This is a genomic window from Dechloromonas sp. ARDL1 (assembly GCF_051122455.1).
In the GTDB taxonomy this organism is placed as follows: Bacteria; Pseudomonadota; Gammaproteobacteria; order Burkholderiales; family Rhodocyclaceae; genus Azonexus.
In genome coordinates this window covers 1,960,915-1,978,082 of record NZ_CP168939.1, presented here as the reverse complement: position 1 = coordinate 1,978,082, position 17,168 = coordinate 1,960,915, and the positions used below count along the sequence as shown (strand labels likewise).

Below are 17,168 nucleotides of genomic sequence, written 5' to 3'. Positions count from 1 at the left end.
AACATGGCACTTAACAACGTTCCTTCCGGCAAATCCCTCCCCGACGATTTCAATGTCATTATCGAGATCTCCGCTCATTCCGAGCCGGTCAAGTACGAAGTTGACAAGGAAAGCGGTGCGATCTTCGTCGATCGCTTCATGTCCACCGCCATGCACTATCCGTGCAACTACGGCTACATTCCGCACACCATCGCCGGCGACGGTGACCCGGTTGACGTACTGGTCGTCGCTCCGTTCTCCCTGCCGCCGGGCGTTGTCGTGCGTTGCCGCCCCTTGGGCCAACTGTCGATGACCGATGAAGGCGGCAACGATGCCAAGCTGCTGGCCGTACCGGTCGACAAGCTGACCCCGCTGTACAAGGATGTAAAGACCGTCGAAGACATGCCGGAACTGCTGCGCAAGCAGATCGCCCATTTCTTTGAGCGTTACAAGGATCTGGAGCCGGGCAAGTGGGTCAAGGTCAACGGCTGGGAAGGCATTGATGCCGCCCGCAAGGAAATCCAGGAAGGTGTCCAGCGTTACAACGACGCCAAGGACAAGCCGGCTTACTGACTCTCATGCTGCGTATCGCCGTTGCCCAGTTCAACGCCACCGTCGGTGATCTGACGGGCAACGTCGAACGCATCATCCAGTGCGCCGCCGAGGCCAAGGCCTGCGGCGCTCATGTGCTGCTGACGCCGGAGCTGGCGTTGTGCGGCTATCCGCCGGAAGACCTGTTGTTGCGCCCGGATTTCTACCGGGCCTGCAACCGGGCTCTCGACGACCTGGCTTCCCGAGTCGACGGCATTGCCGTGATCGTCGGGTATCCGGAAGAGCACGACGGTGCCTGCCACAACTCGGCTACTGTCATCGAAAACGGCCAGCGCACCGCGACCTATCGCAAGATGCGCCTGCCAAACTACGAAGTCTTCGACGAGAAGCGCTACTTCGAGCAAGGCACCGAAGCCTGCGTCGTCACGCTGAATGGCGTGCGCTGCGGTATCAATATCTGTGCCGATATTTGGGAAGAAGGCGCTGCCGAACTTTCCCGCCAGGCTGGCGCCGAATTGCTGCTCGTTCTCAACGCCTCGCCCTGCCACCTCGACAAGACGCGCGAGCGGGTTCAGGTTCTGGCCGACCGGGTTGAGGCGACCGGCATTCCGGCCATCTACTGCAACCTCGTCGGTGGTCAGGATGAGCTCGTATTTGATGGCGACTCCTTTGCACTCAATCCCGACAAGACTGTCTGCATGCGCTTGCCGCAGTTCGAGGAAGCGCTCGGCATCGTCGATTTTGCGGCTGGCCGCCTGAAATCGGATGACCTGTGTGCCGAACTGCCGCTCGAGGCAGAAGCCTACAACGCGCTGGTCCTCGGTGTTCGCGACTACATAGGCAAAACCGGCTTCAAGGGAGCCATCATCGGTCTCTCCGGCGGCATCGATTCGGCCTTGACCCTGTGCATTGCCGTCGATGCGCTGGGGGCGGACAAGGTCCATGCCGTCATGATGCCGTCGCCCTATACGGCGCAGATGAGCCTCGATGATTCGCGCGAGATGATCCGCCAGTTGGGCTGTTCTTACGATGAAATCGCCATCGCGCCGGCGATGGAAACCTATGCGGCCATGCTCGACCCGCTATTTGCCGGGCTGCCTGCCGATACGACCGAAGAGAATATCCAGGCCCGCATTCGCGGCAACATCCTGATGGCGCTGTCGAACAAGACCGGCAAGCTGGTGCTGACCACTGGCAACAAGTCCGAGATGGCGGTCGGCTATTGCACGCTCTATGGTGACATGGCCGGTGGATTCGCAGTCATCAAGGATGTCTACAAGACCCTGGTCTACCGCCTGTCGCGCTACCGCAATACCTTGTGCCAAGGCGATCCGGTGATTCCGGAAAACATCATCGTCCGGCCGCCGTCGGCCGAGTTGAAGCCGGACCAGAAGGATCAGGATTCGCTGCCTGAATACGAGGTGCTGGATGCCATCGTCCGCGCCTACATGGAAGAGGATCGCAGTCCGCGCGAGATCATCGCCGCCGGGCTGCCTGAGGCCGATGTACGGCGTGTCGTGCGCCTGTTGCGCATCGCCGAATACAAACGCCGTCAGGCGCCGGTCGGCATCCGCATTACGCCGCGTGGATTTGGCAAGGATTGGCGGTATCCTATTACCAATCGCTACATTGACGAATTTTGAGAAGAGAGAGGGATCAATCCATGAAGAAGATCGAAGCCGTCATTAAGCCGTTCAAGCTGGACGAAGTGCGCGAGGCGTTGTCGGAAATCGGCATCAGCGGCCTGACCGTGACCGAGGTCAAGGGCTTTGGCCGCCAAAAGGGGCATACCGAGCTGTATCGCGGTGCCGAGTATGTTGTCGACTTCCTGCCCAAGATCAAGATCGAGATCGTCGTCAATTCCGACCATGTCGATTCCGCCATCGAAGCCATCATCAAGGCAGCGCGCACGGGCAAGATCGGCGACGGCAAGATTTTCGTGATGCCGGTAGAGCAGGTCGTGCGTATTCGCACCGGCGAAACCGACGAATCGGCTATCTGAACGAATTCGGATAGCAGCAGCCCGCTAAGGGGCCGTGCAGAGGGGCGACTTCCGTCGCCCTTTTTTATTTTCTGGCGGCGCGCAGCAGGACGATCAATGCGCCTTCGCCGCCATCGTGCGGTCGGGCCTGGCAATAGGCCAGGATTTCCTGGCGCTGGGCCAGCCAGCCGCGCACAAGCTGACGCAGGATGGAGAGCTTTTGTGGCGAACCATGGCCCTTGCCGTGGATGATCCGCACACAGCGCTGGCCGTGGTGCAGGCATTCCGCTAGAAAGCCGGAAAGGCTGTGCCGGGCTTCGTCCCGATTCATACCGTGCAGATCGAGTTCGGCCTGCACGACCCAGCGACCACGCCGTAGGTCGCGGAGAACACTGATCGCCAGACCGTGGCGCAAATGGTTCGCCTCGTCGCCGCCTTCCAGTCGATCCTGCAGGCCGATCTGACCGTGCAGGCTTTCGTGCAGCGCGGCGCGTTCGTCGGAGATCGATTGTTGCGGTCGCGGTGGCGGGAGTGGGCTACCCAGATGGACTCGATTCGGGGCGGTAATAGGTTCCACCCCCAGCATGGCAGCATGAAAGGCCCGTTGGTCGGGGTCGGTATGCTCCATATGGATCTGGGGCGCAGCATGCCAATGTGCGGGCAGTGCCGGCTCGGGTCGCTTGTTCCGTGGGCGGTTCGTAAGGTCCGTATCGCTTGTGCGCCGGGGTCTTTCGGGCGGCGTCCGCGGTTTGTTCAACTGGACGCGATTGCCGGGCGGCAGCGGCTCTACATCGGCCACTGCCGCCCGGAAAGCGGCAAGGTCATCCGCGTCACTCAACCCGATCAGGCGTGGCCGAGGTTGTCCAGGTAACGCTCGGCGTCGAGTGCAGCCATGCAGCCCGAGCCGGCCGAGGTACAGGCCTGCTTGTAGATCTGGTCTTGCACGTCGCCCGCGGCGAAAACGCCGGGAATGCTGGTTTGCGTAGCGTTGCCGTTACGCCCCGACTCGGTAATGATGTAGCCGTTATCCATCTCCAGCTGGCCGGCGAAAATGTCGGTGTTCGGTTTGTGACCGATGGCGATGAAAACGCCATGAACGTCGACCTTCTGCAGTGCACCGGTCTGGGTATTCTTGACATTCAGGCCGGTTACGCCGGAGTCGTCACCGAGTACTTCATCGAGCACGCTGTTCCACAGGATGGTGACCTTGCCTTCCTTTTCGCGCTGGAACAGCTTGTCCTGCATGATCTTCTCGGCCTTGAACTTCTCACGGCGATGAATGACGGTGACGTGGCTGGCAATATTGGCCAGGTAAAGTGCTTCCTCGACGGCGGTGTTACCGCCGCCAACCACGGCCACCGGCTTGTTGCGGTAGAAGAAACCGTCGCAGGTGGCGCAGGCGGAGACCCCCTTGCCCTGGAACTTGTCTTCGGAAGGCAGGCCCAGGTACATGGCCGAGGCGCCGGTGGCGATGATCAGGGCGTCGCACGTGTAGGTGCCGGCATCGCCAATCAGCGTGAAGGGCTTCTGCTGCAACTGGGTGGTGTGGATATGGTCGAAGATGATTTCGGTTTCGAAGCGGCGGGCATGGGCTTCGAAATTGGCCATCAGTTCCGGGCCCTGAATGCCGTCGGCGGCTGCCGGCCAGTTATCGACTTCGGTTGTCGTCATCAGCTGGCCACCCTGAGCCATGCCGGTGATCAGCACGGGCTTGAGGTTGGCGCGGGCGGCATAGACGGCGGCGGTGTAGCCGGCCGGGCCGGAACCGAGGATGATGAGCGGGGTATGGCGGGCATTCTGGGACATGATGATCCTCTTGGGTGGCTGATCGGAAAATTATAGCGTTGTCTGAGCTTCCAATTTTCCCGAAGTTCCTATGTAATTTGGGAATCAGGTTTATAATCGTCGCGTAACTCTATGAACGGAAACTGAATTATGGCAACTGCTCCTGTCGGTTTTAGTCTGGTTGTGTTGCGTAATGTCGCCTTGTTTTCGGGGCTGGACGATGGGGAGCTCGAGAAGCTTTCCAAGGTCTCCGGGCGGAAACGCGTCGAGCGCGGCGCATTCGTTGTCCGGGCCGGTGAAAGCACTGATTCGCTTTATGTATTGCTGGCCGGAAGGGCCAAGGTAACCAATACCGACGAGGAGGGGCGCGAGATCATTCTTGCCTGGCTCGGTCCGGGCGAGTTTTTTGGCGAGATGGGCCTGATCGATGGTAGTCCACGTTCGGCGAATGTCGTTGCCGCAGAGCCTTGCGAACTCCTGTTCCTGGGCAAGGATGCCTTCCAGCGCTGCCTGCAGGACAATTTCCAGGTGGCTCAGAAGCTGATGAAAACCTTGGTATTGCGCCTGCGCGAGGCAGATCGCAAGATTGAAAGCCTGGCCTTGCTGGATGTTTATGGCCGTGTCGCACGCCTGCTGCTGGACATGTCGGAAGTGATCGAGGGGCGGCGTTTGGTCAAGAAAAAGATGTCGAAACAGGATATGGCGAAAATGATTGGTGCGTCGCGCGAAATGGTCAGCAAGGTCATGCGAGATCTGGAATTGAGCGGTTATATCCGCTATGAGGATGACGTGCTGGTCATCCCGGGGGCTTGAGCATGGCGAGAATGGCGCGGGCGGCCTCGGCACCGAGTCCGCTCCCCGAAAAGATCGGTAATTTGTTGCAGGAGTCGCGCTGGCTGGGTGTCGGCGCCGTTGCCCTGTTTTTGACCATGGCCTTGTGGGGCTTTCATAAGGAAGATCCGGGCTGGTCGCATTCGGTCGTGTCGACGACCCTGCATAATCCGACCGGCCGCGCCGGAGCGTGGATAGCCGACCTAATGCTTTACCTGTTCGGACTCTCCGCGTGGTGGTGGATTGTTCTGCTCGGCATGTTCGTCTGGTGGGGCGTGCGCAAGTTCAATGCGCCCGAGGCGCACCGGCAGCATCCCCTGTTCATTGCGCTGGGAGGGTTCTTTTTTCTCCTGTTGGGCAGTTCGTCGCTCGAAGCCTTGCGCTTCTACTCGATGCATGCCCAGTTGCCGCTGGCGCCGGGGGGAATGCTGGGGATCGAGCTGGGGCGGGTGCTGTCCACCCAACTGGGCTACACCGGCTCGACGTTGTTCCTGCTGGCGACGATGGCTGCGGGGTGGAGCATCTTTTCCGGCATGTCCTGGTTGTGGGCCTTCGAGAAGCTGGGCTTGTTGCTGGAAGCCTTCGTCGGCTTCTTCTACGGGCGTGTCGATGCCTGGCGTGACCGCCAGATCGGCAAGGAGGTCGCCCAGAAGCGCGAGGTCGTGGTCGAGGAAGAAAAGCGCCGCGTCGAGCTGCACGAGCCGATCATCATCGAAACGCCGGCACCGCCGGCCGTGCCTGTGTCGAAGAAGGCCGAGGCGCGCGTCGAGCGCGAGAAACAGGCCATGCTCTTCCCGGAGGCCATCGTCGGCGGCCAGTTGCCGCCGCTGCACCTGCTCGATCCGGCGCCCCCAGCCACCGAGACGGTTAGCCCGGAAACCCTCGAATACACCTCGCGGCTGATCGAGCGCAAGCTGGCCGACTTCGGTGTGCAGGTCAAGGTGCTGGCAGCCATGCCGGGGCCAGTCATCACGCGCTACGAAATCGAGCCGGCGGTCGGCGTCAAGGGTGCGCAGATCGTCAATCTGGCGCGCGACCTGGCGCGGGCACTGGCCATGGTTTCCATCCGCGTGGTCGAGACGGTGCCCGGCAAGTCGTGCATGGCGCTCGAACTGCCGAACCCCAAGCGGCAGACAGTCAAGCTGTCGGAGATCATCTCCAGCAAGCCGTACAACGACATGCATAGCCCGTTGACCGTGTGCCTGGGCAAGGATATCGGCGGCCAGCCGATCGTCGCCGATCTGGCCAAGACGCCGCACCTGCTGGTGGCGGGTACGACCGGCTCCGGCAAGTCGGTCGGGGTCAATGCGATGATCCTTTCCATGCTCTACAAGTCCGAGCCGGATCAGGTGCGCCTGATCATGGTCGATCCGAAGATGCTGGAACTGTCCATCTACGAAGGCATCCCGCACCTGCTGGCGCCGGTGGTCACCGACATGAAGCAGGCAGCCAATGCGCTGCACTGGTGCGTGACGGAGATGGAAAAACGCTACAAGCTGATGTCGGCGATGGGGGTGCGTAACATCGCCGGCCTTAATACCAAGATCAAGGATGCCGAGAAGAAAGGGGAGAACATCCCCAATCCGCTGACCCTGACGCCGGAAACGCCGGAGCCGCTGAAGACCATGCCTTACATCGTGGTCATCATCGACGAGCTGGCCGACCTGATGATGGTGGTCGGCAAGAAGGTCGAGGAGCAGATCGCCCGCTTGGCGCAGAAGGCGCGAGCGGCCGGCATCCATCTGGTGCTCGCCACGCAGCGTCCGTCGGTCGATGTCATCACCGGCCTGATCAAGGCGAACATCCCGACCCGCATCGCCTTCCAGGTTTCCAGCAAGATCGATTCGCGCACCATCCTCGACCAGATGGGGGCCGAAGCGCTGCTCGGCATGGGCGACATGCTCTATCTGGCGCCCGGTACGGGTTATCCGACGCGGGTGCATGGTGCTTTTGTGTCCGATGATGAAGTGCATCGCGTCGTCGAACATCTCAAGGCCAGCGGTGCGCCGGAGTATGTCGAGGACATCCTTTCCGGCGCTGCCGGTGATGACGAGGAAGGTAGCGGTGAGGCCGGCGAGGGTGGGGATGCCGAAAGCGACCCGCTTTACGATCAGGCCGTCGATATTGTGCTCAAGAACCAGCGTGCCTCGATCTCGCTCGTCCAGCGTCACCTGCGCATCGGCTACAACCGCTCGGCACGTCTCATCGAAGCCATGGAGAAGGCTGGGCTGGTTTCTGCCATGGACGGCCGAGGCGGTCGCGAAGTCCTGATGAAGAAACCGGCCGAATAAACGGCTTGCAAACCGTTACACACTGAAACAGTGCGCCGGAAAACGGCGCGCTATGCTAGCCTATGAACAATTTCCAAAGAATCCTGTCGGCCGCCATCGTGGCCCTTGCTCCCGGTCTGGCTGCGGCCGGCGCGGTCGATCAGTTGCACGATTTTCTCAGGAACACGAAAACCCTGAGGGCCGAATTTGCACAAGCGGTGATCGCCAAGAGCGGCCGCAAGCCGCAGCAATCATCCGGCGTTGTCGCCATTTCGCGACCGGGGAAACTGCGCTGGGAAATCCAGAAGCCCTATCCGCAACTGGTGGTTGGTGATGGTGAGAAGGTCTGGATACACGATCCCGAGTTACAGCAAGTCACTGTGCGCAAAGCCGGGCAGGCGATTGGCGGTTCCCCGGCGGCCCTGCTGTCGGGTAGCAATGAGCTGGAAAAGAACTTCACCCTCAAGGAAGCCGGGGAAGCCGAAGGAATGGCCTGGGTCGAGGCAACCCCCAAGGCGAACGACAGCGGTTTTGAGCGCGTGCGACTCGGGTTTTCCGGTAACGATCTCAAGGCGATGGAATTGCTCGACAGCTTTGGCCAGACGACTCTGATCCGCTTCTCGCGAATCGAGAAGAACCTCGCGTTGCCGGCTTCAACCTTCCGGTTTACGCCACCGGCCGGTGCAGATGTCGTCGGCGAATAAGGCCGGATGCGCTGATTCGATAATAACGAGCCCTTGCCGTAGTCTATTCGGCAGCCATTGACGGTACGGCATGCGCTGCTGAGAATCTGACCATATAGCATGGCTGGCCGGGGTAGGTGCTCAGATTGGCAATTTGCCCAGGCTCCGCCATGCGCACCTCGCTGAAACCCTGCCGGGTCCAGAATTCTCGCGCATCCTGTACGCACACAAGTGCCGAAGCTCCCCATCGTGAGGCAGCGAGTGCGTGGCGTACCAGCGCTGCGCCGAGTCCCTTGCCATTGGCTGATGGACGAACCGCCAGATCGTGGATGTATAGGCAGTCCGGGGCGTCGGGAATGCGAAACTCCCCACCAAGCGGGGTAATCTTGCCAAGTTCAGATGGGTAGGTCATCAGGTAAGCGGCCGGTTCTCCTCGCAGCATGGCAATCCAGGCGTATTCCGGGGCCTCTGCCAGGCGTTCCAGGATTGTTGTTGCTGCTTCGTTCATGGAGGGCGGGTAACAGGCCTGCTGAATGCCTAACACGAATGCCAGATCGTCTGGGGTCATTGCCCGGAGGAGGGATTCTCCGCAGTCTGTCGAGGCAGGAACTCTCGGCGGCGAAAGGTGGGTCATCTCAAGTTTGGGCTAGTGCTGCGTTGCGGAATCTTCCTCGAGAGGGTGGTCAGGCTGCAATTGTATTTTCAGCTTCGCTCTTTGACGAAGTTCCTGAGGTTGAAGCATTTGAGCTGCCGGCACTGCCCGCATGCTCACGAACCAGCTTCGTCAGGGCCATGCAGTCGATCGGCTTGGCGAGATGGCCGACCATGCCGGCGGCCAGACATTTTTCCCGTTCCTCGTTGAAGGCATGGGCGGTCTGCGCAATGACCGGGAGATCGGGGGCGATGGCCCTGATCCGGCGCGTTGCCTCGTAACCATCCATGTCGGGCATCTGAACATCCATGAGTACGACATCGTAGGCAGAAGGACCATCCTGCTGCACACGTTCGACGGCTTCGCGACCGCTGCTCACCATGACGATCTGCGCACCGCTTGGTTGCAGGTGCTCTTGAAGTACGGCCTGATTGATTGCGTCATCCTCGGCGACGAGGATACGGGTTCCACGGAGCGGCTGCTCCCCACCGTGTAGGGGCGCGGTAGAGGTGGGCTCCTCGATTGCCATGCCTTTGCAAGGAATGCAGGGCAGGTCGATGCGAACAGTCGTTCCGATACCTTTCTGGCTCTCCACGCGAATGTCCCCATGCATCAATTCGGCGATTCTCTTGCTGATGGCCAGGCCTAGCCCGGTGCCGCCGAAGCGACGGGTGGCTGCGGCATCGGCTTGGTGGAAGGGCGAGAAAAGCTCGCTGAGCTGGCTTTCGTTCATGCCGATACCGGTATCGGTGACGGTAATCGACAAGCGGTCTCCGATGCGTTCGGCATGAAGCGCCACGCGGCCGCTTTCGGTGAATTTGACCGCGTTGGAAAGAATGTTGAGCAGTATCTGGTTGAGGCGCAGGGGGTCGCTCTGGCAGCGCTCCGGCAGATTGCCGGCGATTTGGACATCGAGTGCCAACTGCTTGGCCTTGGCGCGCTCGCGGATCAGTTCGACGGCATGATCGATGATTTCGGCGATGACGATGTCCGTTTGCTCGATGCGCATTTTCCCGGCTTCGATCTTGGAAAAATCGAGGACATCGTTGATCACGCCAAGCAGCCGGGTGCCGGACAGCTTGATCTTGGTAAAGGCATCGAGTGCCTTGGCGCTGTTCTGGTAATTCCTGAAACCGATTTCTGCAAAGCCCAGCACACCGTTCAGCGGGGTTCGAATTTCGTGACTCATGTTGGCCAGGAATTCGCTGCGCACCCTTGCCAGGTGCTCGGCTGCGGCGAGCGCCCTCTCCCTGGCCTCGGCTGCCGCGCGTTGCTGGCTGATATCGACAAAACTGGTCACCGCGCCTACGGTTCGGCCATCCTGGATCATGGGGTGTGTTGAATACATGACCGGGATGGGGTGGCCGTCGGCATGCCAGTAAACCTCGGTGTCTACGCGCGTCGTTTCACCTGACTGCATGGCCTGCATGCTGGGGCATTCGCAGAGGGGGTAGGGGCTGCCATCCACATGACTGTGGTGGAAGGTTTCGTGGCAATTCTTGCCGATCACCTGTTCGGCCGAGTAGCCCAGCAGGTCGCAGGCAGCCGGATTAATGAATATTATCCGCCCATCGTTATCGATGCCGTAGAGGCCGTCGGCGCTGGACTGGATGACGTGGCTGGCGCGGGCTTCGGTTTCAAGTAGCGCCGTCGTGCGTTTCTCCACCAGTTCCTCAAGGTGGCGGCGATGCATCTCCAGCTCTGCCTCGGCACGCTTGCGTTCGGAAATGTCCCGGGTTACCGCGAGAATGCCGGAAATTGTGCCGTCGTTATCGCGCATGGGAACAGCATGGGTTTCCATCCAGCGATGGGATCCCTTCAAGCCGATGATCTCGTAGGTCAGAGAGCACGATTCGCCTGCACTCACCCGGGTGTTGAGTTGCCTGAAGGCGTCCCGGTCGGCAGGGACAATCAGTTCATGGACATCACAGCCGTCAACCTGGGCAAAGGAGTCTGCTTCGATCATGCTGAGGCCCGCACGATTCATTTGCTGCAGCCTTCCGTCCAGTGCCATAACCTTGACACATTCCGGTTCGGTTTCGATGATGCTTTGCAAGTGACGGGTGCTGGCAGCGAGATCCTGCTGTGCCTTGTCTCGCTCGATGGCCGAACCCATCCAGCGAGCAAGGAGGCCCATGAATTCGCGGTCAGTGTCGTCGAACTGACGGTTGTAGGGGTTCGGAGAGCTGAAATTGACTGTTCCGAAGACTTCGCCATCCACGATTACTGTAGTGCCGATGTAGGCTTCCAGCTTGAAGGCTCTGTAGCAGGGGTGGCTTGCATATGGAGAGTCAGCCATCTTGGTGATGGCTACCACCTCCCTCCCTCGGAGGGTAATGTTGCAGTAGGTGACGCCGATATCGAATTCCTGCCCATCCTCCAGCATCCCTGGGGATACCTGGCTGACAACACGGTAAACATTGCCATTGACATGGCTGGCGATGCCGATTTCCAGTTCAAACAGCTTGCTTCCAACCGTCAGCGCTTGTTTCAGTTGTTGATCCAGGGGCAGGTGTGACAAGGCCGCAATTTCGTTCAGCCGTCTCAGGCTTTCGTGCTGACGCGCTTGGCGGTTGATGCTGTCGCTGAGTTTTGCTTCCCGAGTTTCTGCTTCCCGGAGTTGCCTGGAGAGGAAGACTCCAGCCACGACGGAGAGAAGCAGCATGACAGCCATGACGGACAAAGTTTGTGCTGCTTCGTCACGCCAACCAGCCAGATAGTCCTCGCTGGCGGTACCGGCAATCAGGAAGATGGATGCATTCTGGAGTCTACGGAAGGTTACGATGCGTTGGTAGCCGTCTGCGCTATGCGGGGTGAAATAGGTGGCCGAGAGGACTCCGGAATCCATGATGTTCTGGAGTTCGAGAGAGGCAACCTTGCTTCCCACTTGGCCGGATGGTTGGTCGGGGTAAGTAGGGTAGCGGGAAATCAAACCATGATTGGCATGACGCAAAGCGACCGTTCCATGCTGGCCGAGGTCGTAGTGCGAGGCGATATCGTTAAAGTGTGCGACCGAGACAGGTGCCGAGACGACACCGGCGAAACGTCCGTCAGGGTAGTTGTAGCGGCGTGAAATGCCGACGATGTACTGCTTTGCAACCTTTCCCATCCTTGCTTCGGCGACATGGAGCCTGGATGCGGCACTGTCGCGGTGGAAGGTGAAGTAATCGCGATCAGCCCACGAGACCCGATCCGCTATTACCAATCCCCTGCCAAAAATGACGAGTCCGTCAGCATTGGCAATCCGAATACCTTCGACTTCAGGCAAACGCTGCTGGTGCCTTTCCAGCATGCTTGTTACAACATGTTCGTCGAGGCCCTTGGTGGCAAGTTGCTGTTCCAACTCGTCGATAATTGCGCGCAGACTGAGATCGATCTTGTCGATGAGGCTGGAGATATTCTGGTCGAGGCCGTTGGCGACATTCTGGGTCAGCGATTCGGCTCGCTTGATGTATTGTTCCCTGCTTTGTTGCAGGGAAATGGCAACGAAAATGATGGCCAGCAAGTTGATGCTGGCGAGGATGGCTATCAGCCAAGTGCGGAGTTTCCGTTGCGGGGTTGTCGGCATTTCAGGGGCAGTTGTGCTTATGCGCAGTTACCTTGCTGTGGCTATCAGTATATGCAGATTTGTTGATTTATATTCTACGCCATTAGTCATACAAGAATTGTCGTTGGTAACAAAAAACCCGGCGTTCTGCCGGGTTTTGTTACTCATCCAACCGTTGATCAGGCTGCGTTGAGCGCTTGATCCAGATCGGCTATCAGGTCGTCGATGTGCTCGATACCAACCGACAGGCGGATCATGTCTTCGGAAACGCCGGCCTTGGCCAGTTCTTCCGGCGACAGTTGGCGGTGCGTAGTCGAGGCCGGGTGGCAGGCCAGGGTCTTGCAGTCGCCGATATTGACCAGGCGGGTGACCAGCTTGAGTGCGTCCTGGAACTTGCCGCCGCCTTCGCGGCCGCCCTTGACGCCGAAGTTGAGAATACCGGAGGCACGGCCGCCCATGTACTTCTGGACCAGCGCGTGATCCTTGTGGTCGGGGAGGCCGGCGTAATTGACCCAGCTGCATTTCGGGTGGTTTTGCAGGAACTGGGCGATCTTCAGCGCGTTGTCGCAGATACGGTCCATGCGCAGGGCCAGGGTTTCGACGCCCTGCAGGATCAGGAAGGCGTTGAACGGCGAGATGGCGGCCCCCATGTTGCGCAGCGGCACGACGCGGGCACGGCCGATGTAGGCGGCGGGGCCGAGGGCTTCGGTATAGACGACACCGTGGTAGGAAACGTCCGGTTCGTTCAGGCGCTTGAACTTCTGCTTGTGCTCGGCCCATGGGAACTTGCCGCTATCGACGATGATGCCGCCGATGGAATTGCCGTGGCCGCCGAGGTACTTGGTCAGCGCATGAACAACGATGTCGGCACCGTGCTCGAAGGGGCGGCACAGGTAGGGCGACGGCACGGTGTTGTCGACGATGACCGGCACGCCGTGCTTGTGGGCGACTTCAGCCAGCTTTTCGAAGTCGGTGATGTTGCCCAGCGGGTTGCCGACGGACTCACAGAAGACGGCCTTGGTCTTGCCGTCGATCAGCTTCTCGAAGGCAGCCGGGTCGCGGTAGTCGGCGAAGCGGACCTCGATGCCGTACTGCGGCAGGGTGTGGGCGAACAGGTTGTAGGTGCCGCCGTACAGGGTGCTGGAGGTGACGATGTTGTCGCCGGCTTCGGCGATGGTCTGGATCGCGGCAGTGATGGCGGCCATGCCGGAGGCCATGCACAGCGCGGCGATGCCGCCTTCCATCTCGGCGACGCGTTTTTCCAGCACGTCCTGGGTCGGGTTCATGATGCGGGTGTAGATGTTGCCCGCGACTTTCAGGTCGAACAGGTCGGCGCCGTGCTGGGTGCTGTCGAAAGCGTAGGAAGTCGTCTGGTAGATCGGGACGGCGACCGCCTTGGTGGTCGGGTCCGGCGAGTAGCCGCCGTGGACGGCAATGGTTTCGATCTTCATGCGTGCGCCTCTCTCTCTTTTATTGGATGAAGTGAAAACGCAAAGTGTATCAGGGCCACCTCCTTGTGGGCGGTGGCCCTGATGTTCGATCGTTGGACGAGATGGAGGGGTCAGACAGGCAGCAGGTTGCCGTTGCTCAGGCGGATGCGTTCGCCGCCTCGCCAGCGCGGCGCCGTTTCCTGGGTGTAGGTTCGGGTCGTCCCATCGTCCAGGCGTACGGTGATCTCGTAGCGCTTTTCGGCACGGTATTGCCTTTCCGCCTGGTTGCCCGCGTAGGCGCCACCCAGAGCACCGACGATGGCGGCGACGTTGCTGCCGTTGCCCTTGCCGACCTGTTTGCCGAGCAGGCCGCCGACGACACCCCCGGCGATGGCGCCCAGACCGCTGCCCTCGGCCGGCGTGCTGACTTCGCGGACCGATTCGACGATACCGCAATCGTTGCATACAGGAATCGTCGGGCGGGCGGGGATGACATCGATGCCGACCTCGTTGGCAGCAGGGTAGGAAGGGGGCGTGGTCCGCTCGCTGACGCGGCGCCAGTCGCCGCTATTTCGTGAGGCGGGGGCTGAGTCGTCAGCGCGCGGGTGCGGCCTGGGTGCCACGACCGGCCGTGGGTGGGGTGCCGGCTTCGTTTCGGGCGCTGCCACCGTGGTTGGTGCGATGACCTGGGCTGGCGCAGCAACCAGCGCCGATGGTGTTACCGGTTCGACCGCGGCTTTGGGCAACAGTCCTGCGTAATGGGCTGTAGCGGCAAGGCTGGCGATAGTGGCGGCGGTTGCCGCTACGATGATCATCGGGTGGGTGGTCTGGGTGGCGTGTTTCATCGGTTGTTCTCCTCGTGGGGCATGAACCGAATAACGCTGCGCGGCCGCGGGCGACGACCTCCGAAACAAAGCCTTACAAGTGATTACGAATTGTCGCCGGAGGCCAGGGGCGGCGCCGAGGGGCAAGAATGAAACGGCCGGGGTCGACGGCATCCACGAGGTCGTTCTCCAGCGGTAGCGGTTCGCCTTCGAGGCGGGAAACGAGCAGGTCGGCCATCAGCGCCGACCAGACGATGCCGCGCGCGCCATAGCCCTGTACGCACCATAGCCCCGGCTGGCGCGGCAGGCTGTGCAGGCGGGTATTCGGGCCTGTCGCCGAAGGATCGGGAACCGGGCCGACGATGGGCAGGCGGTCAGGCGACATCGGGCGGAAGCCGACGCGGCCGCCCAGGGTGGAGGGATCTATCCCCTGCGCAAAGCCGGGCAGGCTGAGGTTGAGCCGGGCCAGGTTTTCCTGATGATCGATGGTACGCAGGCTGCTGTCGGGGTCGCCGGACTGCAAGGTGGCACCGATCAGGCGCTGGCCGTCGATGGCCGGCATGGCGTAGCCCAGTTTGCAGACCACGTGCGGCAGATCGGGCGTGGCGTCGGCCGCCAGATGGCTGACCTGGCCGCGCGCGGCGCGCTGCGGCAGCCAGGCAAACTGGGCGAAACGTGGTGCCGCATGGCCGCTGGCCATGACCAGCACCGGTGCTTCGGCCATTACGCTGCCATCGGCCGCCAGGGCCTGCCAGTTGTCGGGCGTCCGGTTCAGGTGGTCGACGGCGCTGTCGTAGCGCACCGCAATGCGTTCGGGAAAGGCGGCCAAGGCGGCTTGGCACAGGCTCGAAGGGCGTACCCAGCCACCGTTGGGGAACCACCAGCCACCGGTATCGACCGGCCAGGCGAGGCGGCGGCTTGCCGCGTCGCGCTCGATGAACTGCAGCACCTCGGGCGGCCAGCCGAGTTGCTCGACGGCGCGCCGTTGCTGCGCCTCGTGGATCGGCTCGCGGCCGAGATGCATGACGCCGCAGGCGTTCCAGCGCACGCCCGGAAGACGCTGCAGCAGGCTGCGAGTCGCCAGGTAGCCGGCCCGGGTCAGACGCGACAGGCGGTTATCGTCGGCGGAAGGCAGCGGGCGCAGCACGCCGGCCAGGTTGGACGATGCGCCGGTGGCTGGCGCCCCGGCTTGCTCCAGTACCGTGACCTGCCAGCCGGCACTGGCCAGCGCATGGGCGGCAGTACTGCCGGCGATACCGGCGCCGATGACGATGGCGCAGCGGGTGGCGGGGGGCGCGTGGCGGTTCGGCCGTCGGGAACGGAAGCGGCCGGTCAGTATTGGTGTCTGATCGCCGATGCCCGCTTGCGCCTCGGTGTCGAACTCGGCTGCGCTCAACGCCGCGCGCAACTGCGTATCAGTATTGCCGCAGGCCAGGGTGGCACCGGGCGCCGCCAGGCGGGCGAGGGCGTGGCACAGCGCCGGGGCCCATGGTTCAGGGGCGCAGACAGGCGAGGGGGCGTCGAGGTAGAAGGCGTCCACGGCCGTGTCGATGGCGCGCAGTTGCGTGGCGATATCGCCAAAAACCATTGTCAGGGTGACTTGGCCGGCGTCGAGATGCAGGCGGTGGACGCCGGGCGTGAGCGGCGGCCAGTGGGCTTGCAGTTCGCCGGAGAGTGGCGCGAACTCGGGCCAGGCCGTGTGGGCTGTGGCGAGATCGGCCGCGCTGAAGGGATGTTTTTCGATGGCGACGAAATGCAGGCGCCGGCAGCGTAGCGGGTCGTCGCGCCAGGCTTGCCAGGTGCTCAGGAAATTGAGTCCAAGACCAAAGCCGGTTGCGAGAATGACGAAGCGCTCGCGGTTTTGCCAGCGTTGGGGCAGGTCGTTGCCGCTCAGGAGTGCGTGGCTTGCCTGCGCGGGCTGGTGAGCGGAATTGCCGTCGGTGGCAGAGAAGGGGATGCCGTCCGGGGTGAATGCGAGACGGGCGGGCTGCAGCTTGTCCACTTAGTGAAGGTGGGCGGCGACCTTGCCGATGGCGGCAGGTGCTTGATCGGCCGAGGCATACGCCAGGTCGAGGCCCCATTGGGCCTGTTCGGCAGCTGCCCGCAGCATGGCGCACAAGGCCTGCAGCAGATCGGGCGTCAGGCCGAGATCGAAGCTGCGCTCGCGGCCTTCACGGAAAGTCAGGTGAAAACTGCCGTCGGCCAGCGTATCGACCTTGATTTCACTGGTCAACAAAGGGTTCGAGCCGAGTGGGTAGGTCGCCTTGTCATCCTGGAAAGCCTGCTCGAAGCTGGGCGGAGCCTGAATGGCATCAACCCCGGCGATCAGTGGAGCGCTGTTGCTCGCATGCGTCAGCAACGTGGCCAGATGCGGCCACAGTTCGCGCAGGAAGCGCCGGGTCAGCCAGACCCGGAACTCCTCGTCAGCCTGCGTCGCAACGCGCAGGACCAGGCGGTCCTGCAAGGCGTCGTGGGCGATTTGCACTTGGCGAACCTGCATTGAAATTACCGAAAGCCAATCAATTACCGAAACCCAATGGCCGAGCGAGCGCCGGCGAGACAAGGCGCGCGGGGCCGCCGCATAGCAGCGCTACGGGGTGGCCCGTAGAGGCCATGCAAGGTGCCGCGCAACGC

General features: G+C 61.5%; 15 protein-coding genes. 7 read left to right on the top strand and 8 right to left on the bottom strand.

Annotation, left to right across the window (positions count from 1 at the left end; all coding sequences use genetic code 11):
• Window positions 1–3 precede the first annotated feature (3 nt).
• Genes ppa through AB6Q56_RS09735 form a run of 3 tightly spaced genes read left to right on the top strand, consistent with a single transcriptional unit; the run spans window position 4 to window position 2,533 of the window.
• The gene (gene ppa, locus AB6Q56_RS09745; RefSeq protein ID WP_434516848.1) at window positions 4–552 is read left to right on the top strand and encodes an inorganic diphosphatase; all 549 of its coding nucleotides are present in this window, start codon (window positions 4–6) and stop codon (window positions 550–552) included.
• A 5-nt stretch (window positions 553–557) separates the two neighbouring features.
• The gene (locus AB6Q56_RS09740) at window positions 558–2,174 is read left to right on the top strand and encodes an NAD+ synthase (RefSeq protein ID WP_434516847.1); all 1,617 of its coding nucleotides are present in this window, start codon (window positions 558–560) and stop codon (window positions 2,172–2,174) included.
• Window positions 2,175–2,194: 20 nt separating this feature from the next.
• Window positions 2,195–2,533: a P-II family nitrogen regulator gene (locus tag AB6Q56_RS09735; protein WP_434516846.1), complete on the top strand. Its 339-nt coding sequence runs from the start codon at window positions 2,195–2,197 to the stop codon at window positions 2,531–2,533.
• Between the two features lie 64 nt (window positions 2,534–2,597).
• On the opposite strand, the gene AB6Q56_RS09730 is transcribed toward AB6Q56_RS09735, so the two are convergent.
• Window positions 2,598–3,140, bottom strand: coding sequence for a Smr/MutS family protein (locus AB6Q56_RS09730; RefSeq protein ID WP_434516845.1), 543 nt, complete (start codon window positions 3,138–3,140; stop codon window positions 2,598–2,600).
• A gap of 215 nt (window positions 3,141–3,355) precedes the next feature.
• The gene (gene trxB / locus AB6Q56_RS09725; RefSeq protein WP_150430148.1) at window positions 3,356–4,318 is read right to left on the bottom strand and encodes a thioredoxin-disulfide reductase; all 963 of its coding nucleotides are present in this window, start codon (window positions 4,316–4,318) and stop codon (window positions 3,356–3,358) included.
• Window positions 4,319–4,447: 129 nt separating this feature from the next.
• Here trxB and AB6Q56_RS09720 point away from each other — a divergent pair, with 129 nt between their 5' ends.
• The 3 genes from AB6Q56_RS09720 to lolA all read left to right on the top strand — a co-directional run bounded on the left by AB6Q56_RS09720 (window position 4,448) and on the right by lolA (window position 8,102).
• Complete coding sequence (locus AB6Q56_RS09720) at window positions 4,448–5,110, top strand: Crp/Fnr family transcriptional regulator (protein ID WP_434516844.1); 663 nt, start codon at window positions 4,448–4,450, stop codon at window positions 5,108–5,110.
• An 11-nt stretch (window positions 5,111–5,121) separates the two neighbouring features.
• The gene (locus AB6Q56_RS09715; RefSeq protein ID WP_434517150.1) at window positions 5,122–7,419 is read left to right on the top strand and encodes a DNA translocase FtsK; all 2,298 of its coding nucleotides are present in this window, start codon (window positions 5,122–5,124) and stop codon (window positions 7,417–7,419) included.
• 62 nt (window positions 7,420–7,481) lie between these two features.
• Window positions 7,482–8,102 (top strand): outer membrane lipoprotein chaperone LolA, encoded by a 621-nt coding sequence (gene lolA / locus AB6Q56_RS09710; RefSeq protein ID WP_434516843.1) that lies wholly within the window; start codon window positions 7,482–7,484, stop codon window positions 8,100–8,102.
• Window positions 8,103–8,145: 43 nt separating this feature from the next.
• Here lolA and AB6Q56_RS09705 read toward each other — a convergent pair whose 3' ends face one another.
• Entirely contained in the window at window positions 8,146–8,589 is a 444-nt protein-coding gene (locus tag AB6Q56_RS09705) for a GNAT family N-acetyltransferase (RefSeq protein ID WP_434516842.1), read from the bottom strand.
• A gap of 175 nt (window positions 8,590–8,764) precedes the next feature.
• Window positions 8,765–11,842, bottom strand: coding sequence for a PAS domain S-box protein (locus tag AB6Q56_RS09700; RefSeq protein WP_434516841.1), 3,078 nt, complete (start codon window positions 11,840–11,842; stop codon window positions 8,765–8,767).
• 15 nt (window positions 11,843–11,857) lie between these two features.
• On the opposite strand from AB6Q56_RS09700, the gene AB6Q56_RS09695 reads away from it, so the two are divergent.
• Entirely contained in the window at window positions 11,858–12,367 is a 510-nt protein-coding gene (locus tag AB6Q56_RS09695; RefSeq protein ID WP_434516840.1) for a hypothetical protein, read from the top strand.
• A 92-nt stretch (window positions 12,368–12,459) separates the two neighbouring features.
• Here the strand turns inward: AB6Q56_RS09695 and AB6Q56_RS09690 are convergent, their stop codons facing one another.
• From AB6Q56_RS09690 to AB6Q56_RS09675, 4 genes are all read right to left on the bottom strand, one after another.
• The gene (locus AB6Q56_RS09690) at window positions 12,460–13,731 is read right to left on the bottom strand and encodes a bifunctional O-acetylhomoserine aminocarboxypropyltransferase/cysteine synthase (protein ID WP_434516839.1); all 1,272 of its coding nucleotides are present in this window, start codon (window positions 13,729–13,731) and stop codon (window positions 12,460–12,462) included.
• Window positions 13,732–13,841: 110 nt separating this feature from the next.
• Window positions 13,842–14,555, bottom strand: coding sequence for a glycine zipper 2TM domain-containing protein (locus AB6Q56_RS09685; protein WP_434516838.1), 714 nt, complete (start codon window positions 14,553–14,555; stop codon window positions 13,842–13,844).
• Between the two features lie 73 nt (window positions 14,556–14,628).
• Window positions 14,629–16,536, bottom strand: coding sequence for a bifunctional tRNA (5-methylaminomethyl-2-thiouridine)(34)-methyltransferase MnmD/FAD-dependent 5-carboxymethylaminomethyl-2-thiouridine(34) oxidoreductase MnmC (gene mnmC, locus AB6Q56_RS09680; protein ID WP_434516837.1), 1,908 nt, complete (start codon window positions 16,534–16,536; stop codon window positions 14,629–14,631).
• Window positions 16,537–17,034, bottom strand: a complete 498-nt coding sequence (locus AB6Q56_RS09675) for a hypothetical protein (RefSeq protein ID WP_434516836.1) — start codon at window positions 17,032–17,034, stop codon at window positions 16,537–16,539. It lies immediately after the preceding gene.
• Window positions 17,035–17,168 lie beyond the last annotated feature (134 nt).